The organism is Streptomyces sp. CA189 (assembly GCF_056428985.1).
This window is the reverse complement of record NZ_JBWJVM010000011.1, coordinates 65,143-87,682: the sequence shown is the minus strand read 5'-3', so window position 1 is coordinate 87,682 and position 22,540 is coordinate 65,143. Positions and strand designations below refer to the sequence as shown.

The window sequence follows — 22,540 nt, the reverse complement described above, 5'->3', positions numbered from 1 at the left end:
CGCGGGTGCGCACCACCAGCCGCGGTGGTGCGCCCGGACCGGAGGGAGCCGAGGTGTCCCAAGCTCTGCGGGGAGCCGACCGGCGGATCAGCGCCGAGCTGTACGTCGAGGTGCAGCAGTTCTACGCACGGCAGATGCCGCTTCTGGAGGAGCGCCGTCTCGAGGAGTTCCTCGAGACGCTCACCGAGGACGGTTCCATCGAGCACCGGCCCGGCGGCTGGAAGCTGGAGGGCCGCGTCCAGCTCCTGGCGGAGATGCGGGCCCGCCGGGGCGACGCCGAGCGCCCGCTCGCCGAGCAGATCTCGGCGCGCGAGGCACGCGAGCGCAACATCGCCTACTACGACGGGCTGGTCTACCGGTACTGGTTCGACCGGATGCGGATCGAGGAGGCCGGCGAGGGGACCCTGCGCGTCCGCTACCAGGCGGTCGTCAGTATGACCGACGCCCTGGGCAAGGTGAGCTTCGAGCCGACCACCACGGTCGAGGACGTCCTGGTCCGCGTCGACGGCGATCTGTACACCCGCTCCCGTGTGGTCACGCACGACTCGCCCCACTGGGCGGACAAGATCCACAACCCCTCCTGAGGCCCGCCCCCGCCCCGCCCCGCCCCGCCCCGCCCCGCCCCGCTTCGCCCCGCCCCGCCCTGTTCTCAGCCCCCGACAGCCCGCATCCCGCGGAGGTATCCCATGTCCGCCTGCCCCGTCGCCCACGACATGTTCCCCTTCTCCGGCTCGACCTACCGCGGCCCGGCCCCGCAGTACGCCGGCCTGCGCACCGAGCAGCCGGTGGTGCGCGTGCGCACCGCCGGCGGCGTGGACGCCTGGCTGGTCACCCGGTACGAGGACGTGCGCGAGCTGTCGGCCGACAACCGGCTCAGCCGCGCCCTCGCCTGCGGCCCCGAAGCCCCCCGCGTCGGCGGGACCATGCACACCACCCCGGAGATGATCATCTCCCTGGACTCGCCCGAGCACTCCCGGCTGCGCAAGCTGGTGGCCGGTGCCTTCACCCTTCGCCGGGTCGAGCGGATGCGGGAGGGGGTCCAGAAGGTCGCCGACGAACTGCTCGACGCGATGCTCGCCCAGGACGGCCCGGTGGACCTGGTGCAGCAGCTCGCCGTACCGCTGCCGCTGACCGTCATCGGCGAGCTGCTCGGCGTACCGCCCCAGGACCTGCGGGACTTCGAGAAGTGGGCGCGGGCCTTCGCCACCGTGGACGACCGAGCGGGCGGCGAGGAGTCGCTGGCCGGACTCGCCAAGCTCAGCGAGTACATCGTCGGCCTGATCGCGGACAAGCGGGCCAACCCCGCCGACGACATGCTCTCGGAACTGATCGCCGTCCGCGACAGCGGCGACCGGCTCAGCGAGCAGGAGCTGGTGACCTTCGGCTTCACCCTCATCGGGGCCGGCTTCGACACCACCGCCAACCAGCTCGCCAACTCCGTACTGGCACTGATCGCCGACCACCGCGACCAGTGGCAGCTGCTCGTCAAGGACCGCACCCGCATTCCGCGCGCCGTCGAGGAACTGCTGCGCCACGTCAACCTGTTCGCCACCGACACCTCCGGGTTCCCGCGCATCGCGGCCGAGGACATCGAGGTCGGCGGGGTGACGATAGCCAAGGGGGACGCGGTGCTGCTCTCCCTCGCCTCGGCCAACCGCGACCCGGACGTCTTCCCCGAGCCGGACCGCCTGGACCTCGCCCGCGAGCGCAACCCGCACATCTCCTTCGGCCACGGCCTGCACCACTGCCTGGGCAAGCACCTGGGCCGGATGGAGATGGAGATCGCCCTCGACGGCCTGGTCCGCCGCTTCCCCGAGCTGCGCCTGGCCGTGCCGGAGGCGGACCTGCCCTGGCACAACGGCGAGATCAACCACACGCTGACCAGCCTGCCGGTCGTCTGGGGGCCCGACCCGATGGCCGCCGAGGCCCCGCCCGCGCTGCGGGAACGGGCTGATGCGGGGCCCGCGGAGCGCTTCGCGCGCTCCGCGCGCGCCACCTCGGCCGGCGCGTGGATGGCGACGTCCGAGGTGGCCGGATGGCTGGAGGCGCGCCGCCGGGCCCACCACTTCGCGGTGCACCGGATTCCCTTCGCCGAACTGGACGGCTGGGCCTTCGAGGCCGGCAGCGGGAACCTGGCGCACCGCAGCGGTCGCTTCTTCACCGTCGAGGGCCTGCGGGTGACGGCGGACGGCCCCTCCCGCCACTGGGAGCAGCCCGTCATCCACCAGCCCGAGGTCGGCATCCTGGGCATCCTCGCCAAGGAGTTCGACGGCGTCCTGCACTTCCTGATGCAGGCCAAGATGGAGCCGGGCAACCCCAACCTGCTCCAGCTCTCGCCCACCGTGCAGGCCACCCGCAGCAACTACACCAAGGTCCACCGCGGCGCGGACGTGAAGTACCTCGAGTACTTCACCCAGCCCGGCCGCGGCGCCGTCGTGGCCGACTCGCTCCAGTCCGAACACGGCGCCTGGTTCTTCCGCAAGAGCAACCGCAACATGATCGTCGAGACCTCCGAGGAGGTGCCCGCCGACGACGACTTCCGCTGGCTGACCCTCGGCCAGATCGGCGAACTGCTGCGCCGGGACAACCTCGTGAACATGGACTCCCGGACCGTGCTGGCCTGCGCCCCCGGCCCGCAGGCGCCCGCGGAATCGAACGCCCTGTACAGCGACATCGACCTGCTGTCCTGGGTGACGGGCGAACGCTCCCGTCGCGAGGTCACCGCTCGGACCATCCCCCTCGCCGAAGTGGCCGACTGGCAGCGCGGCCCGGAGTCCATCGGCCGCGAGGACGGCCGGTACTTCAAGGTGGTGGCCGTGTCCGTCGAGGCCGGCAGCCGCGAGGTCAGCGGCTGGAGCCAGCCGCTGATCGAGTCGGCCGGGCTCGGGGTGACCGCCTTCCTCGTACGCCACATCGGCGGCGTACCGCACCTGCTGGTCCGCGCCCAGGTCGAGGGGGGCCTGCCCGGCATCGTGGAGCTGGGCCCCACCGTCCAGTGCGTACCCGACAACTACACCCACCTCGGCCCGGCGGACCGCCCGGCCTTCCTGGACGCCGTCCTGGGCGCCCGCCCGGAGCACATCCGCTACGCGGCGGTCCACTCGGAGGAGGGCGGCCGCTTCCTCAACGCCGAGAGCCGCTACCTCCTCGTCGACGCCGACGCGGTCCCGGAGGCGGGCGGCGACCCGCTCGCCCCTCCGCCGGGCTTCCGCTGGGCCACCCCCGGCCAGCTGCGCTCACTGACCCGGTACGGCCACTACCTCAACGTCCAGGCCCGCAGCCTGTTGTCGCTGCTCACCACGGGTGCGGCAGCGCTCTAGCCAGTGCTGTGACCGGGAAGGTCCACCGGGTCGCCACACCTCCCGGCCACAGCACTAGCGATCATCGAGGGCGCCGCGAGTGGCCGGCGTCACACTGGGGCCACCGCTTTTACGTCTTTTTGGAGGACAGTCATGACGGCCGGAGCCATTTCCGCGATCCCGGGCACGGCCCGCGAGATCCGCCTGGCCAAGCACCTCGAGGGTGAGCTCACCCTTGACCACTTCGAACTGGCCGAGGTGGCGGTCGCCGAGCCCGGCCCGGGTGAGGTCGTCGTACGGATGGACCACCTCGGTGTCGCCGCGGCCTACCAGGACCTGATGCGCACCGACTGCCAGCTGCCGCTGCCGCCCTACCGGGTCGGCGGGCGGATCGGCGGCGGTGAGACGGGCACCGTCGTCAAGTCCAACAGCCCGGACCTGGCCGTGGGCGACCTGGTCCAGTCCATGACCGGCTGGTGCGAGTATTCGGTCGGGCCCGCCTCCTCCTACTGGAAGCTGTCCCCGGGACTGTTCCCCAGCACCTCCTACTTCCTGAGCCAGGGGACCACCGCCTACTACGGGATGGCCACGCTCGCGCGCGCCGGCGAAGGGGACGTGGTCTTCGTGTCCGGCGCGGCCGGCGGCGTCGGGTCCCTCGCCGGGCAGATCGCCAAGTGCCGCGGCGCGGCCAGGGTCATCGGCAGCGCCGGCAGCAAGGAGAAGGTCGCCTACCTCGTCGACGAGCTCGGCTACGACGCGGCCTTCGACTACCACGACGGGCCCGTCGTCGACCAGCTCCGGGAACTCGCCCCCGACGGCATCAACGTCTTCTTCGACAACGTCGGCGGCGAGCAGTTCGAGGCGGCGCTTCAGGTCGCCGCCCCCCACGCCCGGTTCGCCCTGTGCGGCGCCCTGTCCGTCCAGAACGGCGGCGGCTCGGCGGCCTTCCCCCGCCTCGACCTGATGACGGCGATCACCCGCCATCTGGAGCTGCGCCCCTTCGCCTGCTACCACACGCCCGAACAGATCGGCGCCTGGATCCAGCACTTCGCGACCTGGCTCGGCGAGGGCCGCTTCGTGTTCCCGCAGACCGTGGTCGAGGGCGGCATCGAAGCCGCGCCGCAGGCCCTGATCGCTCTGCTGGCGGGCGCCTACCGGGGCAATGTCTCCCTCGCGCTCTGAACCGTGACGGCCCGCCGCCCACCGCCGCAACCGGTCCGGGCGCCAGGCCGTCCCCCACCCCTCACCTTCGTCTCCCACCGTCACCACCCCACCGCACCCGCAAGAGAAATGGGAACGCCATGACCACAGGGGCCGTATCCGCGGACACCCCCCGCAGGGCCGGCCGGCGCGAATGGCTCGGGCTGGCCGTGCTCGCCCTGCCCGCCATGCTGATCGCGATGGACATGACCGTTCTGTATCTGGCGGTCCCCCAGCTCAGCGCCGACATCGCCCCCGACAGCTCCCAGTTGCTGTGGATCCTGGACGTGTACGGGTTCCTCGTCGCGGGCTGTCTGATCACCATGGGCACCCTGGGCGACCGGATCGGCCGACGCCGGCTGCTGATGATCGGGGCCCTCGCCTTCGGCGCCGCCTCCGTCCTCGCGGCCTGGTCCACCAGCGCCGAGATGCTCATCGCGACCCGGGCGCTGCTCGGCGTGGCCGGGGCCACCCTCATGCCCTCCACCCTGGCCCTGATCCGCAACATGTTCCCCGACCGCAAGCAGCGCACCACCGCGATCGCCGTGTGGATGACCAGCTTCACGCTCGGTATGACGCTGGGCCCGCTGGCCGGCGGCGCGGTGCTGGAGCACTGGTGGTGGGGCGCGGTCTTCCTGCTCGCCGTACCGCCGATGCTGCTGCTGCTGTTCACCGCCCCGGTGCTGCTGCCCGAGTACCGTGACCCCGCGCCCGGACGCCTCGACCTGTTCAGCGCGGGCCTGTCGATCGTCTCCGTGGTCTCCTTCGTGTACGGCGTGAAGGAGATCGCCAAGGACGGGGCCGGGGTGGTGCCCCTGGTGGCACTGCTCGCGGGCATCGCCCTGGGTGTGCTGTTCGCCCGGCGCCAGCGCAGCCTCGACGATCCGATGCTCGACCTCAAGCTGTTCTCCGACCGGGCGTTCAGCGCCTCGCTGGGGACGCTGACCCTGACCCTGTTCGCCATGTCCGGGGTGTTCTTCTTCATCTCCCAGTACATGCAGATGGTGCTGGGTCTGACCCCGTTCGAGGCGGGCCTGTGGACCCTGCCCCAGGCGGGTGCGATGGTCGTCGCGGCCGTGGTCACCCCCGCGCTCGTGCAGTACACCCGGCCCGCGTACGTGATGGCCGGCGGGCTCGTCGTCGCGGTCGTGGGGTTCCTGGGCTTCACCCAGCTCGACAGCCCGGGCAAGCTGTGGGTGCTGGTCACCGCCTCGGTGGTGCTCTCGATCGGTGTCGCCCCCATGACCATCATGGGCGTGGACATGATCGTCGGGGCGGCGCCGCCCGAGCGGGCCGGAGCCGCCTCCGCGATCTCCGAGACCAACCAGGAGTTCGGCATGGCGATCGGTGTCGCCGTGCTCGGCAGCGCCGGCACCGCCGTGTACCGCAGCACCCTCGACGAGTCCATGCCCGCCGGGGTCTCCGCCGAGGCCGCCGCGGCGGCCCGCGACACCCTGGGCGGCGCGCTGGAGGCTGCCGCCACGCTGCCCGGCCCGGCCGGAGCCGAACTCGCCGCCGCCGCCCGGCAGGCGTTCACCCACGGCCTGCACGTCAACACCGTGATCAGCGCCGCCCTGGTGGCCGTGGCCGCCGTACTCGTCGCCTGGCTGCTGCGGCACGTCACACCGCGGACCGCCGAGGAGGCCGAGGAGCAGGCCGGCGGGAAGACCGTCCCGGACTCCGGGGCCGAGGCCGCCGGGGAGGCCGGCCGGACGGAGCTGAGCGGGGAACCGGCTCGATGACCTCCCGTACCACCGTGGCCTGGTCACAGGCCAACGCCCGGCGTCTGGAGCGGCACGCGCTGGCCGCGCCCGCGAAGGACGCCGGGCCGGCCGGTGTGGTGGCCGCCATCAGCGGGGCCCACGCCCAGCTGATGTCGGCCGCCGAGCTGTCCATCGGGCTCCGCCTCGCGGACACGACCCGCGCGGACGTGGCGGACGCCCTGTGGAGTGCGCACACCCTGGTCAAGACGTACGGTCCGCGCGGCACCGTCCACGTCCTGCCCACGTGCGACCTGCCCCTGTGGACCGGGGCGCTGTCCGCCCTCCCGGGCGTGCGCCACCTGCACGCCCCCGACGTACGGCTGACGCCCGAGCAGAGCGACCAGGTCGTCGAGGCCATCGGCGCCGCTCTCGCCCGAGCAGAGCTGACCGCCGACGAGCTGGGCGAGGCCGTCGTGGACCTCACCGGCCCCTGGGCCGGGGACCTGGTCGTCCCGGCCTTCCAGGGCCACTGGCCGCGCTGGCGCCAGGCGATGGACGCCGCGGCGGCCCGCGGTGCCCTGTGCTTCGGTCCCCTCCGGGGCCGCAAGGTCACCTACACCAGCCCGCACCGCCTGCTGCCGGGCCTTTCGCCCACCCCGGGCCCGGTGGCCCTGGCCGAGCTCGCCGCTCGCTACCTGCACGCGTACGGACCGGCCACCGCCCAGCACTTCGCCCAGTGGCTGGCGGTCCCGCGCGGCTGGGCCGCGGACCTCTTCGCCGAACTCGCCGGGGACGGCCGTCTGGAGGAGGTCGAATTCGCCGGCGCCTCCGCCTGGGTGGTGGCCGGCGACACCGCCTTCGGCGCCGAAGCGCCCAGAGGGGTCCGCCTGCTCCCGTACTTCGACGCCTTCGCGGTCGGCTGCCACCCGCGCGGATCGCTGTTCCCGGGCCGCGCCGCACAACGCGCCCTGTCCGGCGGGCAGGCCGGCAACTTCCCCGTCGTCCTCGTCGACGGCGAGGTGGCCGGAGTCTGGCACCAGCGCCGCTCGGGCCGCAGAGTCCACCTCACCGTGGAGACCTTCAGCCCGCTGGGCCCCGCCGGGCTGCGGGAGCTGGAGGAGCAGGCCGACCGCGTCGCGTACGTCCTGCAGGCCCGCCCGGAGCTCACCATCGGCGAGGTGACCGTAGGCGCCCACGCCTGAGGCGGGCCCCGCGGGGCCCGCCTCAGCGCAGCGCGCGGGCCCGGATGGCGACCTGCACGCCGCGGCCGGGACGGCCCTCGCCGTCGTGGACCAGGGAGGTGCCGGAGCTGGTCCACGACGAGCCGTCCAGCGCCGCACGCTGCGTGATGTCGACCCAGCCCACGCAGGCGCCGGCCGCGTCGATGACCGGCTCGGCGATGCGGAAGGAGAACGAGCCCGCGTCCGTCGCCCGCCAGGTGCCGGCGCCGCCGGAGCCGAGGAAGACCTGGCCGTCCGCGGTGAAGTGCAGGGTGCAGGTGTGCGTCCCGCCCGGCCGGGTGACGCGGGCGCTCCAGGAACCGGCCGGCGCCGGTGCTTTCGGCTCTGTGCTCATATACGGGACGCTGCCGGGATCCACTCGAGCGCCGGTCGAGCCGCAGCAGGGACAATGGGGCCATGCCCGTGCTCTCCCAGCGTGCCCTGAACAGGACGCTCCTCGAACGACAGCTGCTGGTGCACCGCACCTCCCGTACCCCGCTGGAGGTGACCGAGCACCTGGTGGGCCTGCAGGGCCAGGAGCCCGACGGGCCCTACATCGGCCTGTGGACGCGGATCGCCGGCTTCCGCCACGAAGACCTCACCGCGCTGGTCGAAGACCGCGCGCTGGTACGGGCGAAACTGCTGCGCAACACCCAGCACCTGGTCAGTGGCGAGGACTTCCGCTGGCTGCAGCCGCTGATGGCCCCGGTGCTGGGCAAGGCCCGCCAGGGCGCGTACGGCAGGGCGGTCGAGGGGCTCACGGCCGCGGAGCTGACCGAGGCCGGACGCGAGCTGCTGGACGGGCAGCAGCTGACGCGCCCGCAGCTCGGGCGCAAGCTCGCCGAGCGCTTCCCCGGACGGGACAGCACCGCCCTCGCCTACGTCGTGCAGTCGCTCGTCGCGCACATCCACCCGCCGCCGAGCGGCACCTGGGGCCACCGCGGTGCCACCCCGCTGACCTTCGCCGAGTCCTGGCTCGGCCGGCCCCTGGCGCAGGAGCCCCGGATCGACACCATGGTCCTGCGCTACCTGGCCGCGTTCGGCCCGGCCGGGGTGATGGACGTCCAGGCGTGGTCGGGCCTGACCCGGCTGCGCGAGGTCCTCGAGCGGATGCGCCCCGGACTGCGGGTCCACCACGACGCGCAGGGCAGGGAGTTGTACGACCTGCCGGACGCGCCGCTCGCAGACCCCGAACTGCCGGTCCCCGTACGGTTCCTGCCGGCCTACGACAACCTCGTCCTGGCGCACGCCGACCGCACCAGGGTGATCAGCGACGAGGACCGGGCCCGGGTGATCACCGGCAGCGAGGTGCGGCCCACGTTCCTGATCGACGGTCTGGTCCGCGGCATCTGGACCCTGAAGGACACCACGGTGCTGATCGAGCCCTACCGGCCGCTGGCGGACGGCGAGGCCGGGCAGGTAGAGCAGGAGGCGCGCCGGCTGCTCGCCTTCGTCCTGGCGGCGCCGGCCGTCAAGGGCGGGCGCGGTGCACCGGCCGGCGAGCCGGCCGTGGTCTTCTGCTGACCGGTCAGAGCGCGGGCAGCGGCAGGACCAGCACCTCGTACGGGGTCGTCGGCGTCGGCTCGATCATGGCGATCCGCGAGTTGGGAACGTAGAGCCGCCCGCCGTGGACGGCGACCGCGGACGGCGCGTCGAACCGCTCGTCCTCGATCCACCGGACCACCTCGCCCCGGGTGCCCGGCCCGTCGAGCCGGACCACGGCCAGCCGGTGCTGGATGCCGACCGCCGCGTACAGCAGCCCGTCGCTCATCGTCAGCCCGTCAGCCGGCAGTGCTTCGCCGCCCAGGTCCACCACGCGGGCGGCGCCGTTCGCCGGGTCCACCCGCAGCAGCAGGCCGGTGTTGGCCTGCACGACCAGCAGCGCCGAGCCGTCCGGGGTGCGCTCGATGCCCATGGCGTTGAGGCCCTGCTCGTACACCGCGGCGCCGGTCAGCGGGACCCGCTCCACCGCCTCCGGGCCCGGCAGGGCGCCCGCGGGACCCAGCGGGAGCCGGTAGAGCACCGGCGTGAACGCGTCCGTGAACCAGGCGGCCTCCGGCGTCACGATGACGTCCGCGATCAGCGTCTGCCCCTCGGCCGCGAGCCGGTAGGAGGCCAGTGTCCGCCCGGTCGCCACGTCCAGGACCCGCCCGTCGCCCGCGAAGGCGCCCGCCACGAACAGCCGCCCGTGGCCGTCGAGCCGCACCCCGGCGGCCGGAGCGCCGGTCCCGGGGGCGAGCGTACGGCCTTCACCGGTGCCCAGATCGATCCGGTGGACCGACCCGTCCGCGAGGGAGCCGAAGTAGGCGATGGGCTCCGCGCCGATGGACAGTGACTCGGGCTGGAAGCCGTCCGGCAGGCGCAGGGGTGCGAGTACGGGGCTCTGCGCGGCCTGCGCGTCCCTGGTGTCTGTCATCCGTCCGCTCCTTGTCCACCCTGCGCCGGGCCGGCCGGCCGGCGGCCCCGGCGACCCTGCCCCAGGCCGCTCGACCCCCGCTCGAAGGACTCTGGACCGGCGCGTCCGGCGCGGGACACGGCCGAGAGGTGGACTCGAGCCCCCTTCGACGCGGGCTCCTTACCCTCCGGGCATGAGAATCCTGGTGAACACCGGCCCCTCTCACGGGCTCTACTTCCCCGTCGTCCCCATGGCCTGGGCCCTGCGGGCCGCCGGGCACGAGGTCCTGGTGGCGGGCACCGACGGGCTGCGCCCGCTCGTGCACGGCTCGGGCCTGCCCTTCACGGAGATTCCGGGACCCCGCCATACGAGCGAGGCCATGGTGACCGACCGCTCCGGGGAGTTCCTGGCGCCCCCGGACGACGAGGCGAGCGTGCTGGAACACATGGGCCGAGGCTTCGCCCGCCTCGCCGCCCGCACCCTCGACGGGCTCGCGGAGACCGCCCGGCGCTGGCGCCCCGATCTCGTACTCGGCGACACGCACTCCTACGGAGCCGGCCTGGTCGCCCGCGCGCAGGGCGTCCCGTGGGTCGAGCACGGCATCGGGCTCGGCTACCGCCACCGCCCCGTCATGGACAAGTGGGGGGCCGAGGAGCTGGCCCCCGAGCTGGAGCGGGCGGGCCTGTCCGGGCTGCCGGGCGCCGACATGGTCCTCGACGTGTGCCCGCCGAGCCTGCGAGCCGAGCAGGCGCACGCCGTGGCGCCCCTGAGATACGTGCCCTACGACGCCCCCGGCACCCTCCCCGGCTGGGTGTTCGAGGAGCGCCGCCGGCCGCGGGTGCTGCTCAGCATGGGCACCGTCTGGCCGATGATCGGCGGGACATCGGTGCTGGGAGCTCTGGTGAAGGCCCTGGCCGATCTGGACGTGGACCTCGTGGTGGCCGTCGCCGACGAGTACGTCGAGCAGGTACGGCCGCTGCCCGCCAACGTCCTGGGGGCCGGCTGGACTCCGCTGGGATCGGTCCTGCCCGGCTGCGACGTGGTCGTCCACCACGGCGGCGGCGGGCTCACCATGGCCGCGCTCCGCGCCGGGCTGCCGCAGCTGCAGGTGCGCTACCTCATCACGGCCGAGATGTTCGACAGCGGGCGCCGGCTCGTGGAGGCGGGTGTGGGCCGCCAGTCCGTGACGGAGCAGCCGGACCTGGACGCGGTGGTGGAGAGCGTACGGCTGCTGCTGGACGACGCCGGCTACCGGGAGCGCAGCCGGCGGGTCCAGGCAGAGATCGCGGCCATGCCGGCGGCCACCGAGGTGGTGCGCGAACTCGAGGCCCTGGCCGGCCGGTAGGCCGCGCCGAGGGGGCCGGGGGATCGCCCCGGCCCCTCGCCTGTGCGTCAGCCGTCCTCGCGCCGGCGCTGGAAGCCGTTGATCTCGCGCAGCCAGCCCTCGTGGTCGGTGGCCCTGGCCAGTGCGTGGTCCGCCACCTCGGAGTGCGGCAGGATCAGGAACCGGCCGTGCACCATACCGTCGAACAGGGCGTCCGCCACCTCGTCCGCGCCGATCGGCGCGGAGGTGAGGGTGAGCCCGCCCGAGGAGTCGGCCGCCGTGTGCAGCGGCGTGCGGACCCCGCGGGGGCAGACGGCGTGCACCTCGATGCCCCGGTGCCGGTAGGTGACCGAGAGCCACTCGGAGAAGGCGAGCGCCGCGTGCTTGGACACGGCGTACGGCGCCGAGCCCACCATGGTGAGCAGTCCGGCGGCCGAGACCACGGAGACGAACCGGCCGTGGCCGCGCTCCAGCCAGCGCGGCAGCAGCTCCCGGGCGGCCCGCACATGCGCCATCAGGTTGACGTCCAGAGCCTCGGACCACAGCTCGTCGGCGATCTCCGGCCCGCCGGCCGTGACGACCCCGGCGTTGGCGCAGTAGACGTCGACGTCCGCGCCGAGCAGGTCCCGCGCGGCCGGCACCAGCGCGCCGCCGGCGTCGCCGGGCAGCGCCAGCCCACCGACCTCGGCGGCCACGGCCCGGGCCCGCTCCGGGTGGCGGTCGTTGACCACCACCCGCGCCCCCGACGCGGCGAACCTGCGGCACAGCGCGGCGCCGATGCCCTGGCCCGCGCCCGTCACCACCACGCCCGCGCCGCGCAGTCCGGGCGGCCGGGCCGCACCGGCGGCGGGGCTCACGGCCGCACGTCCAGGGCGCGGCAGTCCTCGTAGCGCGGCAGCAGGCCGGCGCGTTCGGCCTCGGCCAGGGTCGGGGCCACGCGGTCCCGTTCGGACAGGACGGGGGTCAGGCCGGCCGGCAGGGGAAGGCCGAGCGCCGGGTCGAGCGGGCAGAGGGCGAGCTCGCGCTCCGCCGCGTAGCTCGTGGAGAGCAGGTAGGAGACGGCGGTGTCGTCCTCCAGCGCGATGAACAGATGGCCGACGCCCACCGGCAGGTACACCGAGCGGGCCTCGTGCGGGTCGAGGACGACCGAGTCCCAGCGGCCGAAGGTCGGTGATCCCGCCCGGGTGTCGAGGACCACGTCCAGGGCCGCGCCGCGGGAGCAGTACGCGTACTTGGCCATGCCGGGCGGCGTGGCCGTGTAGTGGACACCGCGGACCACGCCGCGCCGCGACAGGCTGTAGCTGCACTGGGCCACCGGGAACAGCGGGCGGCCCACCGCCCGGGTGAACGCCTCCTCCTGGTAGGGGGAGAGGAAGACGCCTCGGTCGTCGTGGAACACCTCGGGGGTGAACTCGTAGGCTCCTTCGACGGCCAGGGCCCGCGCTTTCACGGCCGTACGCCGACGAACAGGCCGGGTCCCGCCTGGTCGTAGGGCAGGAACTCCACGGACAGGCCGGCCCTGCGGAAGGCGTTCTCGTACTGCTCGCGGGTGAAGAGGGTCATGATGTGCGTGTCGGTGAAGTGGTGTATGCCCGTGTCCGACTCGGCGACCACGTAGTGCACCTCCATGCGGCTGGCGCAGCGCTCCTCGTGCCACACGGTGTGCGAGATCCGGGAGATGGTCCGGCCGTCCACGTCGACGACGTCGCCGGCGACATAGCCGGGCAGGAAGGTGTCGGGGGACCACCAGGGCTCGACCACGACGACCCCGCCGGGGTTGACGTGCCGGGCGAAGCTGCGCAGCGCCGCGTCGAGTTCGCCGTCGGTGGCCAGATAGCCGACCGAGCTGAACATGCAGGTGACCGCGTCGAAGGTGCGGCCCAGGTCGAAGTCGCGCATGTCGCCCTGCCGGACGGGGACCCCGGGCAGGTTCGCGCCGGCGGTGCGGACCATGTCGTCGGACAGGTCCACGCCCTCCACGTGGGAGAACCGCTGAGCGAAGTGCCGCAGGTGGGAGCCGGTGCCGCAGGCGACGTCCAGCAGGGTCGCCGCGCCCGGGCTGCGGTCGAGGACGGCGCGCACGGTGACCGCGGACTCGGCCACGTAGTCCTTGCCGCGTCCCCGGTAGATGGCCTCGTAGATGTCTGCCCGGTCGTACAGGTCGACCACTTCTGCCGCGTTCACTGTCTCTCCATCCCGTGAGGTGGGCGCCGAAGAGCGGCCGGGCCCCGGGGAAGGGGCACCGGCCGCGTGGGGGTTCTGCTCAGTGCTGGGACAGCTTGACGAGCACCTGGCCGGTGTACTCGCCCTCGAGCAGGGAGAGGAAGGCCTGGGGCGCCTTCGCCGGGCCGCCCTCGACGACGGTGTGCGGGAAGACGATGCGGCCCTCACGCAGCCAGCCGCCGAACCGCTCGCGCCACTCGGTGAGCGCGGCGGGGTCGTAGGGGGTGCTGAAGCCCTTGATGACCACGTCGCGGCTGACGGCGGGGTCCAGGTCCAGGGTGGGGTTCTTGCCGGACAGGGCGCCGCACAGCATGAACCGGGCGCCATGGGCGGCATTGGCCAGCGCGGCCTCGAACTGGTCGCCGCCGACGGTGTCGAAGTACACGTCGATGCCGTCGGGGGCCAGCTCGGCCAGGCGCTCGGTGAGGGAGCCGTCCTTGTAGTTGAAGGCGGCGTCGAAGCCGAGCTCCTTCGTCAGGTACTCGACCTTGGCGGCGCTGCCGGCGCTGCCGATCACCCGCTTCGCGCCGAAGCACTTGGCGATCTGGCCGGCGAGGGAGCCGACACCGCCGGCCGCGCCGGAGACGAACACGGTGTCGCCCTCGCGGATGTCGGCGCCCTTGATGCCCCAGAAGGCGGTCGGGCCCTGCTGGGCCAGGAAGTACTTGGGCTCCGGCAGCAGCGCGCCGTCCAGCGCGGCGAACTCCCCCGCCTCCGCGGTCGCGTACTCACGCCAGCCCAGGTTGTGGGACACCACGTCACCCACGGCCAAGCCCGGATCCCTGGACTCCACGACGGTGCCGACCGACGGGAACCACAGGGGCTCGCCGACCTCGAACGTCGGGAACGGCAGCTCCGGGTCGGATTCCAGGCTCAGCATGAAGCTCATCGCATAGGCCAGGGCCATGTAGTCGTTGCGGACGAGCGCTTCGCCGGGGCCCGGTCGGCGGACCTCCGCATCGACCACGTCGAAATGGTCGAGGGTGATGTCGTCGGCCGGGCGGGAGGACAGCCGTACTTCCTTGGCAAATGAAGGGATTCCGGGGGTGGTCACGAGATTCTCCTTGGTCAAAGAACACTTGGCGCTGCAACCAGGCTAGGGTCATTCCGCTTGAGCAGACCTCGAGCCGCCCTGGACCGGCTGCGCGTCCGCGGTCACTCTTCGCAGACACGCCCGGGATGCGTCCGGGAGGTCCTCGTGAAATCGGACTCGCCCTCGAAGGAGGCGAGCAGGTTCCCGGCCGCGTCGTAGATCTTCGCGGTGCCCACGGCGTGGTAGCCGGCGCCGCTCTGGGTGGCGTGGTCGGTGATGTCGGCGTGGCCGCGCGCGACCCCGTCGACGGGCGGGAACACCTCGATCACGCGGTATGAGAAGGTGTTCCGCCCGGTGCGGTACCAGTGACCGGTGCCCTCCGCGCCGCCTGCGCCGTTCATGCAGACCCGGCCGTGGCGGTCGAAGGAGATCTCGATCGTGTGAGGGCCCTGGGGGGTCTCCATCGTCGTTTCCCAGATTCCCACCGGGCTGGAGAATCTCTCCCACGTCCGTACCGCGGCGGAGTCCGCGTACGCCGCCGGGGCGTTCAGCGAAACCACCAGCAAGGCGCCCGCCGCGGCGGCGGCCGTGCGCAGGGCGATCGTCTTCTTCATCGTCGTACTCCTTGGTCTTCCCGCCCTATGCGGGCAGTGCGGCGGGGCCCGCCGCGCGGGTCTTGAGGTCGAAGCCGGGGCGGGCCGCCTCCTGCGGGGACAGCCCGGGGTCGCCGGAGGCCAGCAGCCGGCGCGTGATCATGTGGTCGGCGGGGCGGTTGACCGATTCGGCGCCCAGGAGCCGCCCGGCGCGGAAGCAGAGCACGGAGAACCGCCGCCCGGCCGGATCGCCCACCGTCACCGTCTGGTCGTGGCCCCCGGTGATGCCGGCCATCTGCACCCGCAGGTCGTACTGCTCGGTCCAGAACCAGGGCACGGCCGTATAGGGCCCGCTCTCGCCGCAGATCGAGGCCGCCACCCAGCGGGCCTGGTCCGAGGCGTTCTGCACGGACTCCAGCCGCAGCCGGCCGGGCGCGTGCGGGCTCGGGAAGCGGGCACAGTCGCCGACTGCGTGGATGGCGGGATCGCTGGTGCGCAGGAACCGGTCGACGAGGATCCCCCCGCCCACCTCGAGCCCCGCGTCGGCGGCGAGCCCCACCGCCGGCAGCGCCCCGACGGCGATGACCACCACATCGGCCGCGATCCGCTCGCCGCCGTCCAGTTCGCACGCCCGGACCCGGCCCGCGGGGTCGCCGGCCAGCGCCACCACCTCGCGGCCCAGGAGGATCCGGGCCCCGCGTGCCCGGTGCTCGGCGGTCAGGAAGCGGGACAGGGCCGGGCTGACCGACCGCCCCATCACCCGGGGGCCGGCCTCGACCACGGTCGCCTCGACGCCCAGCTCGAGCGCCGTGGCGGCGAGTTCCAGCCCGATGAACCCGGCGCCCACCACCACCAGGTGGCGGGCGCGGCCCAGTTCGCGCCGCAGCGCCTCGGCGTCGGCGAGGCCGCGCAGGGTCAGTACGCCGTCCAGGGCGGCCCCGGGCACCGGCAGCTCCCGGGGCCGGGAGCCGGTGGCCAGGACCAGGCGGTCGTACCGCAGCCGCCGCCCGGAGCGCAGGACGACCGCCCGGCGTTCGCGGTCGATTCGCGCCGCCCCGTCGCCGCGCACCAGGCCGATGTCCTGGGCGGCGTACGAGGACTCGGGCAGCAGCTCCAGCTCCGCGGCGGGCACCGCGCCCGACAGGTAGCCCTTGGACAGCGGCGGACGCCGGTAGGCGAGGGCGTCCTCCTTCCCGACCAGGGTGACCGGACCCGGGTAGCCGCGCTTGCGCAGCTCGGCCGCCGTGTCCGATCCCGCCTGGCCCGCGCCGACGATGACGACACCGTCCATCAGCTCTGCCGTTCCGGCAGGTGCACGACCAGCCCGTCGACGGCGTCCGAGACGGGCAGCTGGCAGCTCAGCCGGCTGGTCTCGCGGCGCGGGCTGGCCGTGCCGTAGAGCACGTCGTCCTCGACCTCGTCCATCGCCGGCAGCGGAAGCGTGTTGGCCGCGTCGATGTACACATGGCAGGTGCCGCACTGGGCGGAGCCGCCGCACTGCGCCTCGATGCCGTCGACGTTGTTGAGCTTCGCGCCGCGCATGACCGTGTTCGGCTCCTGGACGTCGACCACGGTCTCGCTGCCGTCCGGATGCGTGTACCTGATCTTCGCCATGGCGCCCTCCTCGTGAAATCCGACCGGCCGTACGCCCGCTCGGCAGGGACTCTGACGACACGGACTGGGGGGTGGGTCGAGCCCTCCTCGAACCGGCACCCCTTCCCCGGACCGCCGGGCCCCGCGCGAGGCCGCTCCCCGGGCCCAGGTCCCCGCTCCAGCGGGCCGCTACCGGGCTCCAGCGGGCCGCTACCGGGCATCGATCCGCCGGCCGCAGCGTCCCGGGTATGACCGCTCGGACACTGCGGACTCCCACCGCCCCCGCCACCGCCTCCCCCCGGCTCCGGCTGATCCTCGCCGCCTGCTGCCTGGGGCAGTTCATGAACGTTCTCGACGCCTCGGTCGTCAACGTCGCCCTGCCCGTCATCGGTTCCGACCTGGGATTCACCCGTACCAGCCTGACGTGGGTCAACAACGCCTACACCATCACCGTCTGCGGCTTCCTGCTGCTCGGCGGCCGGCTCGCCGACCTGTTCGGGCAGCGTCGCGTCTTCCTCGCCGGAGTCGCCCTGTTCACCCTCGCGAGCAGCGTCGGCGGCATGGCCGACGACCCCGCCACGCTGGTGCTCGCCCGCGCCTTCCAGGGACTGGGCGCGGCCGTCATGGCGCCGGCCACCCTCACCGTGCTCGGTACCACCTTCACCGAACCGGCGGCCCGCGCACGGGCGTTCGGGATGTGGAGCGTGGTGTCGGGGGCGGGCGGCGCGGCGGGCGTGCTGGCCGGCGGCTTGATCACCCAGTGGTTCTCCTGGCGCTGGACCCTGCTGGTCAACGTGCCCATCGGCTTACTGCTGCTCGCCCTCGTCCGCTCTGCCGTGCCCCGGACCCCGGGTCGGCCCGAGGGGCGCCGGGCCGTGGACGTGCCCGGCGCGATCACCGCGACCGCCGGGCTGATGGCCCTCGCGTACGGGATCGCCGAATCCCACACGTACGGCTGGGGCTCGCCCCGGGTGCTGGGCGGCCTGGCGGCCGGAGCCGTGCTGCTGACGCTGTTCGCGCTGATCCAGGCGAAGTTCGCCCGCTTCCCCCTCGTACCGCTCGGCGTCTTGCGCAACCGCACGCTGAGCAGCGCCAACCTGGTCGCCTTCTTCAGCATCGCCGCCCTCTTCAGCACCTTCTACTTCTTCACCCTGGTCCTCCAGCAGGTGCTCGGCTTCAGCCCGCTGCGCACCGGACTGAGCTATCTGCCGCTGACGGTGGGCATCGCCGCCGGCGGCTGGGGCGTCTCCTCCTTCGTGCCGCGCACCGGCCCCCGGCCGGTGCTGATCGGCGGGCTCACCCTGTCCGCGGCGGGCTTGCTGTGGCTGTCCCGCCTCGACGAGCACTCCGGGTTCGCCCCCGATGTACTGGGCCCCGCCCTGCTGCTGGGCCTGGGCATGGGCGGCGTACTCAACGCCACCACCAACGCCGCCACCTCCGGGCTGCCGCCCGAGCAGGCCGGCCTCAGCTCGGGGCTGCTCAACACCACCCGGCAGCTGGGCAGTGCGATCGGCCTGGTGTCGCTGGCGACGCTCTCCGCCTCCCGCATCGAGGCGGGACTCGATGCCGGACAGGCCGTGCCGCGGGCTCTGGCCGCCGGCTACGGCGCCGCACTCGCCGGCGCGGCCCTGTTCGCCGTCGCCGGACTGCTCGCCTCGTTCGCCGTGCCCTCCCGCAAGGCGGTCCGGAAGGGGTCCAGAGGCTCTCGAGGTGAGACAGAGACGCTGGCGGCCTGAAACGACACGGAGGTTCTGCGGTGGCAACCAAGCGGTCCGCGACGACACCGCCCGACTCGCTGAGTGCGTTTCGCACTCAGCGGCCGCGGTGGACGACGGCCACGTCCGACGACGGCAGCACGACCGAGCACACGACCATCGAGGTCCCTGCCGACTACGCCCGGCCCGAGGGCGAGCGCCTCACCCTCGCCCTCACCCGTCACCGGGCGGCCGACCCCGCACGCCGGCGCGGCATCATGCTGTCCGTCAACGGCGGCCCCGGCGGTGACTGGGGCCGGGGCCGGGGCCTCGCGGCGGCGTTCGCGGGCACCCCGGTGCATCAGGCGTACGACCTGATCGGCTTCGACCCGCGCGGCACCGGCGCCTCCACCCCGCTGTACGCCGAGGTCACCCTGCCCAAGGCGCCCTTCGACTCCCGCCCGCCCGACGAGGCGTTCGCGGAGCTCGCCGAGGACATGCGACGGCGCGAGCTGGGCTGTGAACGGGCCGGCGCCGCCCTGCGCCCCCACATCAGCACCCGCAACACCGCCCGGGACATGGACGTCATCCGGGCCGTGCTCGGCGAGGAACGCCTCTCCTTCGTCGGATACGCGTACGGGGCCTACGTGGGCGCCGTCTACGGGAGCCTGTTCCCGGACCGCCTCGACCGCAGTGTGCTCGACTCCTGTGTCCACCCCGGCTGGACCTGGCGGGAGCAGTTCCTGTGGCAGGGCGACGCCGTCCAGCGCAATGTGGACCAGTGGGCGCGCTGGACCGCGGACCGCCACGGCCGCTTCGGCCTCGGCGACGAGCCCGCCGCGGTCCTCGTCACCGTCGAGGAGGTCGTCGCCCGGCTCGAGAAGCAGAGCGACACCCCTCATCTGCGGACCCTGTTCGACGGGGCCGTCGGCAACCGGTCCGGCGACCGCGGCCGGTGGGCCGACCTCGCCGTCCTGGTGGCAGAACTGCTCGAGGCGACCTCCGCCGAGGACACGGACAGGTCCCGCACCCTGCTGTCCGAGCAGGGCACCTGGCGGCCCGGTGACGCGGAGGGCGAACTGCGCACGGCGGTCCTGGAGGCCATCACCCTCGAGCACGCCTGGCCCGAGGACCTGGAGGTCTACTTCCAGGACATGCGGGAGTTCCGCGAGCGTTTCCCGTACGGCTACGGGGTGCTCCGGGCCCAGCCGTGGGTGGGCGCCTTCCGCACCTTCACCGCCCCCGAGGAGCCCGTCGTACTCGCACGGGACGGCTACCCGGTGGGCCTCGTCGTCCAGGCGGACGGCGACCCCATGGACCACTACGCGGGCGGTGTCGCCATGGCCGAACGCCTCGGCCACCACCTGATCACGGTCGAGGACTCGGGCGACCACGAGATCTACGCCCTCCTCGCCAACCCGCGGGTGGACGCGCTCGTCAGCCGCTACCTGGTGGAGGGCGAACTGCCCCCGCCGCGCGTGAGCGTTCCCGCAACCACACCCAGGCCGGACATCCCGGCGGACCCCGCACGAAGGAGCAACCAGCCGTGACGACTGCCGCCAACCGACAGGACTTCAAGGTCGCCGACCTGTCGCTCGCCGCGTTCGGCCGCAAGGAGATCACCCTTGCCGAGCACGAGATGCCGGGCCTGATGTCGATCCGCCGCGAGTACGCGGACGCCCAGCCCCTGGCCGGCGCCCGGATCACCGGCTCCCTGCACATGACCGTGCAGACGGCCGTCCTCATCGAGACCCTCGTCGCCCTCGGCGCGCAGGTGCGGTGGGTGTCCTGCAACATCTACTCCACCCAGGACCACGCCGCCGCCGCGATCGCGGTGGGCCCGAACGGCACCCCGGAGAACCCGCAGGGCGTCCCCGTCTTCGCCTGGAAGGGCGAGACGCTGGAAGAGTACTGGTGGTGCACCGAGCAGGCCCTGACCTGGCCGGACGCCGTCGGACCGAACATGATCCTCGACGACGGCGGCGACGCCACCCTCCTCGTCCACAAGGGCGTCGAGTACCAGAAGGCCGGCGCCGTCCCGGACCCGGCCACGGCCGACAACGAGGAAATGGCCCTGGTCCTGCGGCTGCTGCGCGACAGCCCGCTGGACTGGGCCGTGCTGGTCGGTGAGATCCGGGGCGTGACCGAGGAGACCACCACAGGCGTCCACCGCCTCTACGAGATGCACCGCGAGGGCACGCTGCTCTTCCCGGCGATCAATGTGAACGACGCCGTCACCAAGTCGAAGTTCGACAACAAGTACGGCTGCCGGCACTCCCTCATCGACGGCATCAACCGCGCCACCGACGTCCTCATCGGCGGCAAGACGGCCGTGGTCTTCGGCTACGGCGACGTCGGCAAGGGCTGCGCGGAGTCGCTGCGCGGCCAGGGCGCGCGGGTCATCGTCACCGAGATCGACCCGATCTGCGCCCTGCAGGCGGCGATGGACGGCTACCAGGTCGCGACCCTGGACGACGTCGTCGCGACGGCGGACATCTTCATCACGACCACGGGCAACAAGGACATCATCATGGCCGCGGACATGGCCAAGATGAAGCACCAGGCGATCGTGGGCAACATCGGCCACTTCGACAACGAGATCGACATGGCCGGCCTCGCGAAGATCGAGGGCATCGTCAAGGACGAGGTCAAGCCCCAGGTCCACACCTGGAAGTTCCCCGACGGCAAGGTCCTCATCGTCCTGTCCGAGGGCCGCCTGCTGAACCTGGGCAACGCCACCGGCCACCCGTCCTTCGTGATGTCGAACTCCTTCGCGGACCAGACCCTGGCCCAGATCGAGCTCTTCACCAAGCCGGCCGAGTACCCCACCGGCGTCTACGTGCTCCCCAAGCACCTCGACGAGAAGGTGGCCCGCCTCCACCTCGACGCCCTCGGCGTCCGCCTGACCACCCTGCGCCCGGAGCAGGCCGCCTACATCGGCGTGGACGTGGCCGGCCCCTACAAGCCGGACCACTACCGCTACTGACCAACCGTCACCGACACCGTCACCGACACCGACACCGACACCAGGAGTGTGCATGTCCCGCCGTCTGTTCACCTCGGAGTCCGTCACCGAGGGCCACCCGGACAAGATCGCCGACCAGATCAGCGATGCCATCCTCGACGCCCTGCTGCGCGAGGACCCGGCCTCCCGGGTCGCTGTCGAAACCCTCATCACCACAGGCCAGGTGCACATCGCGGGAGAGGTGACGACGAAGGCGTACGCGCCGATCGCGCAGCTCGTCCGCGACAAGATCCTCGAGATCGGTTACGACTCCTCGAAGAAGGGCTTCGACGGCGCCTCCTGCGGCGTGTCGGTGTCCATCGGCGCGCAGTCCCCGGACATCGCGCAGGGCGTCGACACCGCGTACGAGCAGCGCGTCGAGGGCGCCGCCGCAGGCGAGGAAGGGGACGAGCTCGACAAGCAGGGCGCCGGCGACCAGGGCCTGATGTTCGGCTACGCCACCGACGAGACGCCGACGCTGATGCCGCTGCCGATCGACCTGGCCCACCGGCTGGCCCGCCGGCTGACCGAGGTCCGCAAGGACGGTACCGTCCCGTACCTGCGCCCCGACGGCAAGACCCAGGTCACCATCGAGTACCGGGGCAGCCGCCCCATCCGCCTCGACACGGTCGTGGTCTCCTCGCAGCACGCCGCGGACATCGACCTGGAGGCGCTGCTCGCCCCCGACATCCGCGTGTACGTGGTCGAGCATGTGCTCAACCAGCTCGCCGAAGAGGGCATCAAGCTGGAGACCGAGGGCTACCGGCTGCTGGTCAACCCGACCGGCCGGTTCGAGGTCGGCGGCCCGATGGGTGACGCGGGCCTGACCGGCCGCAAGATCATCATCGACACCTACGGCGGCATGGCCCGGCACGGCGGCGGCGCCTTCTCGGGCAAGGACCCGTCCAAGGTGGACCGCTCCGCCGCGTACGCGATGCGCTGGGTCGCCAAGAACGTGGTCGCCGCCGGTCTGGCCTCGCGCTGCGAGGTCCAGGTCGCCTACGCCATCGGCAAGGCCGAGCCCGTCGGCCTCTTCGTCGAAACCTTCGGCACCGCACTCGTGGCCATCGACCGCATCGAGAAGGCCATCACAGAGGTCTTCGACCTGCGCCCCGCGGCGATCATCCGCGACCTCGACCTGCTGCGCCCCATCTACGCCCAGACCGCCGCCTACGGCCACTTCGGCCGCGAGCTGCCGGACTTCACCTGGGAGCGCACCGACCGGGTCGAGGCCCTGCGCAAGGCTGCGGGGATCTGAC

Annotated in this window: 20 protein-coding genes and 1 pseudogene; 12 read left to right on the top strand and 9 right to left on the bottom strand. The window is 72.9% G+C overall.

The window, feature by feature from the left end:
• Positions 1 to 53: 53 nt before the first annotated feature.
• The 6 genes and pseudogenes from AC061S_RS11925 to AC061S_RS11900 all read left to right on the top strand — a co-directional run bounded on the left by AC061S_RS11925 (position 54) and on the right by AC061S_RS11900 (position 7,404).
• Positions 54 to 584: a nuclear transport factor 2 family protein gene (locus AC061S_RS11925; RefSeq protein ID WP_478685867.1), complete on the top strand. Its 531-nt coding sequence runs from the start codon at positions 54 to 56 to the stop codon at positions 582 to 584.
• Between the two features lie 102 nt (positions 585 to 686).
• A pseudogene (locus tag AC061S_RS11920) lies at positions 687 to 1,799 on the top strand (cytochrome P450); the annotation flags it as partial.
• Between the two features lie 114 nt (positions 1,800 to 1,913).
• Positions 1,914 to 3,320 (top strand): NDP-hexose 2,3-dehydratase family protein, encoded by a 1,407-nt coding sequence (locus AC061S_RS11915; RefSeq protein ID WP_478685946.1) that lies wholly within the window; start codon positions 1,914 to 1,916, stop codon positions 3,318 to 3,320.
• A gap of 132 nt (positions 3,321 to 3,452) precedes the next feature.
• Complete coding sequence (locus tag AC061S_RS11910; RefSeq protein ID WP_478685866.1) at positions 3,453 to 4,481, top strand: zinc-binding dehydrogenase; 1,029 nt, start codon at positions 3,453 to 3,455, stop codon at positions 4,479 to 4,481.
• A 119-nt stretch (positions 4,482 to 4,600) separates the two neighbouring features.
• Positions 4,601 to 6,241 (top strand): MFS transporter, encoded by a 1,641-nt coding sequence (locus AC061S_RS11905; protein WP_478685865.1) that lies wholly within the window; start codon positions 4,601 to 4,603, stop codon positions 6,239 to 6,241.
• Positions 6,238 to 7,404, top strand: coding sequence for a winged helix DNA-binding domain-containing protein (locus AC061S_RS11900; RefSeq protein ID WP_478685864.1), 1,167 nt, complete (start codon positions 6,238 to 6,240; stop codon positions 7,402 to 7,404). The genes AC061S_RS11905 and AC061S_RS11900 overlap by 4 nt, the downstream gene beginning before the upstream one ends.
• A 22-nt stretch (positions 7,405 to 7,426) precedes the next feature.
• On the opposite strand, the gene AC061S_RS11895 is transcribed toward AC061S_RS11900, so the two are convergent.
• On the bottom strand, positions 7,427 to 7,777 hold the full coding sequence (locus tag AC061S_RS11895; protein WP_478685863.1) for a hypothetical protein: 351 nt from the start codon (positions 7,775 to 7,777) through the stop codon (positions 7,427 to 7,429).
• A 62-nt stretch (positions 7,778 to 7,839) separates the two neighbouring features.
• On the opposite strand from AC061S_RS11895, the gene AC061S_RS11890 reads away from it, so the two are divergent.
• Positions 7,840 to 8,946 (top strand): winged helix DNA-binding domain-containing protein, encoded by a 1,107-nt coding sequence (locus AC061S_RS11890; protein WP_478685862.1) that lies wholly within the window; start codon positions 7,840 to 7,842, stop codon positions 8,944 to 8,946.
• 4 nt (positions 8,947 to 8,950) lie between these two features.
• Here the strand turns inward: AC061S_RS11890 and AC061S_RS11885 are convergent, their stop codons facing one another.
• The gene (locus AC061S_RS11885) at positions 8,951 to 9,838 is read right to left on the bottom strand and encodes an NHL repeat-containing protein (RefSeq protein ID WP_478685861.1); all 888 of its coding nucleotides are present in this window, start codon (positions 9,836 to 9,838) and stop codon (positions 8,951 to 8,953) included.
• Positions 9,839 to 10,010: 172 nt separating this feature from the next.
• On the opposite strand from AC061S_RS11885, the gene AC061S_RS11880 reads away from it, so the two are divergent.
• Positions 10,011 to 11,162 carry a nucleotide disphospho-sugar-binding domain-containing protein gene (locus AC061S_RS11880; RefSeq protein ID WP_478685860.1) on the top strand — a complete coding sequence of 384 codons (1,152 nt, stop codon included), beginning with the start codon at positions 10,011 to 10,013 and terminating at the stop codon, positions 11,160 to 11,162.
• A 47-nt stretch (positions 11,163 to 11,209) separates the two neighbouring features.
• Here the strand turns inward: AC061S_RS11880 and AC061S_RS11875 are convergent, their stop codons facing one another.
• The 7 genes from AC061S_RS11875 to AC061S_RS11845 all read right to left on the bottom strand — a co-directional run bounded on the left by AC061S_RS11875 (position 11,210) and on the right by AC061S_RS11845 (position 16,604).
• On the bottom strand, positions 11,210 to 11,998 hold the full coding sequence (locus AC061S_RS11875; protein ID WP_478685859.1) for an SDR family oxidoreductase: 789 nt from the start codon (positions 11,996 to 11,998) through the stop codon (positions 11,210 to 11,212).
• The gene (locus tag AC061S_RS11870) at positions 11,995 to 12,591 is read right to left on the bottom strand and encodes a dTDP-4-dehydrorhamnose 3,5-epimerase family protein (protein WP_478685858.1); all 597 of its coding nucleotides are present in this window, start codon (positions 12,589 to 12,591) and stop codon (positions 11,995 to 11,997) included. Before AC061S_RS11870 ends, AC061S_RS11875 begins: the two co-directional genes overlap by 4 nt.
• Positions 12,588 to 13,325: a class I SAM-dependent DNA methyltransferase gene (locus AC061S_RS11865; protein WP_478685857.1), complete on the bottom strand. Its 738-nt coding sequence runs from the start codon at positions 13,323 to 13,325 to the stop codon at positions 12,588 to 12,590. The genes AC061S_RS11870 and AC061S_RS11865 overlap by 4 nt, the downstream gene beginning before the upstream one ends.
• Before the next feature lie 79 nt (positions 13,326 to 13,404).
• Positions 13,405 to 14,418, bottom strand: coding sequence for a zinc-binding dehydrogenase (locus AC061S_RS11860; protein ID WP_478685856.1), 1,014 nt, complete (start codon positions 14,416 to 14,418; stop codon positions 13,405 to 13,407).
• A 101-nt stretch (positions 14,419 to 14,519) separates the two neighbouring features.
• Complete coding sequence (locus tag AC061S_RS11855) at positions 14,520 to 15,011, bottom strand: hypothetical protein (RefSeq protein ID WP_478685855.1); 492 nt, start codon at positions 15,009 to 15,011, stop codon at positions 14,520 to 14,522.
• A 25-nt stretch (positions 15,012 to 15,036) separates the two neighbouring features.
• On the bottom strand, positions 15,037 to 16,281 hold the full coding sequence (locus tag AC061S_RS11850) for an NAD(P)/FAD-dependent oxidoreductase (RefSeq protein ID WP_478685854.1): 1,245 nt from the start codon (positions 16,279 to 16,281) through the stop codon (positions 15,037 to 15,039).
• Complete coding sequence (locus AC061S_RS11845; RefSeq protein WP_478685853.1) at positions 16,281 to 16,604, bottom strand: 2Fe-2S iron-sulfur cluster-binding protein; 324 nt, start codon at positions 16,602 to 16,604, stop codon at positions 16,281 to 16,283. Before AC061S_RS11845 ends, AC061S_RS11850 begins: the two co-directional genes overlap by 1 nt.
• A 227-nt stretch (positions 16,605 to 16,831) precedes the next feature.
• On the opposite strand from AC061S_RS11845, the gene AC061S_RS11840 reads away from it, so the two are divergent.
• Genes AC061S_RS11840 through metK form a run of 4 tightly spaced genes read left to right on the top strand, consistent with a single transcriptional unit; the run spans position 16,832 to position 22,539 of the window.
• Positions 16,832 to 18,319, top strand: a complete 1,488-nt coding sequence (locus AC061S_RS11840) for an MFS transporter (protein WP_478685852.1) — start codon at positions 16,832 to 16,834, stop codon at positions 18,317 to 18,319.
• A gap of 20 nt (positions 18,320 to 18,339) precedes the next feature.
• Positions 18,340 to 19,827 carry an alpha/beta fold hydrolase gene (locus tag AC061S_RS11835; protein ID WP_478685851.1) on the top strand — a complete coding sequence of 496 codons (1,488 nt, stop codon included), beginning with the start codon at positions 18,340 to 18,342 and terminating at the stop codon, positions 19,825 to 19,827.
• On the top strand, positions 19,824 to 21,263 hold the full coding sequence (gene ahcY, locus AC061S_RS11830) for an adenosylhomocysteinase (protein ID WP_478685850.1): 1,440 nt from the start codon (positions 19,824 to 19,826) through the stop codon (positions 21,261 to 21,263). Before AC061S_RS11835 ends, ahcY begins: the two co-directional genes overlap by 4 nt.
• A gap of 52 nt (positions 21,264 to 21,315) precedes the next feature.
• Positions 21,316 to 22,539, top strand: coding sequence for a methionine adenosyltransferase (gene metK / locus AC061S_RS11825; protein ID WP_478685849.1), 1,224 nt, complete (start codon positions 21,316 to 21,318; stop codon positions 22,537 to 22,539).
• Position 22,540: the final 1 nt, after the last annotated feature.

Bases quoted from the DNA above. Each gene is read 5' to 3' on its own strand.
- AC061S_RS11880 (WP_478685860.1), top strand. From the start codon at position 10,011: ATGAGAATCCTGGTGAACACCGGCCCCTCTCACGGGCTCTACTTCCCC.
- AC061S_RS11850 (WP_478685854.1), bottom strand. From the start codon at position 16,281: ATGGACGGTGTCGTCATCGTCGGCGCGGGCCAGGCGGGATCGGACACG.
- AC061S_RS11890 (WP_478685862.1), top strand. From the start codon at position 7,840: ATGCCCGTGCTCTCCCAGCGTGCCCTGAACAGGACGCTCCTCGAACGA.
- AC061S_RS11840 (WP_478685852.1), top strand. From the start codon at position 16,832: ATGACCGCTCGGACACTGCGGACTCCCACCGCCCCCGCCACCGCCTCC.
- AC061S_RS11895 (WP_478685863.1), bottom strand. From the start codon at position 7,777: ATGAGCACAGAGCCGAAAGCACCGGCGCCGGCCGGTTCCTGGAGCGCC.
- AC061S_RS11915 (WP_478685946.1), top strand. From the start codon at position 1,914: ATGGCCGCCGAGGCCCCGCCCGCGCTGCGGGAACGGGCTGATGCGGGG.
- AC061S_RS11885 (WP_478685861.1), bottom strand. From the start codon at position 9,838: ATGACAGACACCAGGGACGCGCAGGCCGCGCAGAGCCCCGTACTCGCA.
- AC061S_RS11910 (WP_478685866.1), top strand. From the start codon at position 3,453: ATGACGGCCGGAGCCATTTCCGCGATCCCGGGCACGGCCCGCGAGATC.
- metK (WP_478685849.1), top strand. From the start codon at position 21,316: ATGTCCCGCCGTCTGTTCACCTCGGAGTCCGTCACCGAGGGCCACCCG.
- AC061S_RS11855 (WP_478685855.1), bottom strand. From the start codon at position 15,011: ATGAAGAAGACGATCGCCCTGCGCACGGCCGCCGCCGCGGCGGGCGCC.
- AC061S_RS11845 (WP_478685853.1), bottom strand. From the start codon at position 16,604: ATGGCGAAGATCAGGTACACGCATCCGGACGGCAGCGAGACCGTGGTC.
- AC061S_RS11900 (WP_478685864.1), top strand. From the start codon at position 6,238: ATGACCTCCCGTACCACCGTGGCCTGGTCACAGGCCAACGCCCGGCGT.
- AC061S_RS11905 (WP_478685865.1), top strand. From the start codon at position 4,601: ATGACCACAGGGGCCGTATCCGCGGACACCCCCCGCAGGGCCGGCCGG.